Source organism: Pseudonocardia nigra (genome assembly GCF_019396355.1).
GTDB classification, from domain to species: Bacteria; Actinomycetota; Actinomycetes; order Mycobacteriales; family Pseudonocardiaceae; genus Pseudonocardia; species Pseudonocardia nigra.
Window position 1 is genome coordinate 1 of sequence record NZ_JAHKRK010000516.1, and the last position, 943, is coordinate 943.

1 protein-coding gene is annotated in these 943 nt (G+C 70.3%); it reads left to right on the plus strand.

Translation table 11 applies throughout. The features are described from left to right. Positions 1-135: 135 nt before the first annotated feature. Positions 136-943 (plus strand): IS66 family transposase (locus KME75_RS41960; RefSeq protein ID WP_219420612.1); only part of this gene is annotated, 808 nt, incomplete at its 3' end.

The following is a 943-nucleotide window of genomic DNA, read 5'->3' on the forward strand; positions in this document are numbered from 1 at the left end:
CGGGATCGGGGCAAACAGCGTGGGGCACCCGGGTCGCATCTGGCCTGGACCGACACCCCCGACGATCGGCAAGACCGGTTCCCGCAGGGCCGCTGCGAGTGCGGTGATGACCTGGCCGGCGCCCGTGATCTCGGCGTGGTCGACCGCTACCAGCAGCACGAGATCCCGCAGGTCAGCGCGACGGTCATCCAGTATGACCAGCACCAAGTCGAGTGCGGCTGCGGCACGGTGCATACCGCGGCGCGGCCGGAGGGAGCCCGGCCCGGCCCGGTCGGGTACGGCCCGAATCTGCAGGCCTTCGTCGTGTATCTGATGGTGGTGCACTTCCTGCCCGCGCACCGGGTGGCGGCGCTGGTGGAGTCGCTGACCGGGGCGGCCCCGTCGGTCGGGTTCGTGCACGGCATGCTGGCCCGCACCGCCGGGCTGCTGGCCCAGGTTCATGATCGGATCCGGACGCTGATCACCCTGGCCTACGTGGTGTGCTGCGATGAGACCCCGCTCAAGGTCGGGCCGGCCACACCGAAGGTGGGCAAGAAGAAGGCCGAGCGCTACCTGCTGGTGGCGGCTACCGAGCTCTACACCCACTACCTGCTCGGGGACCGGTCGTTGGAGACGTTCAAGGCGTTCGTGCTCACCGAGCTGGGCCAGTCCGGGTCGGTGATCGTGCACGACCGCTACCAGAACTACGACAGCGCCGCGCTCGGGACGCTGACCCACCAGCTGTGCTGCGCGCATCTGCTGCGCGATCTTGATGGCGCTGCGCAGGTCTACCCCGACGCGCACTGGCCGGTCCAGATCGGCGAGGCGCTGCGCGGGCTGATCCACCAGGCCAACCTCGCCCGCGAGCGCGGCCACGACACCATCGACCCCGACACCCGCGAGCCGCTGATCACCCGGTTCCGCAACGGGGTGCTGGTCGGGCTGTCCGAGACCACCTCCCGCG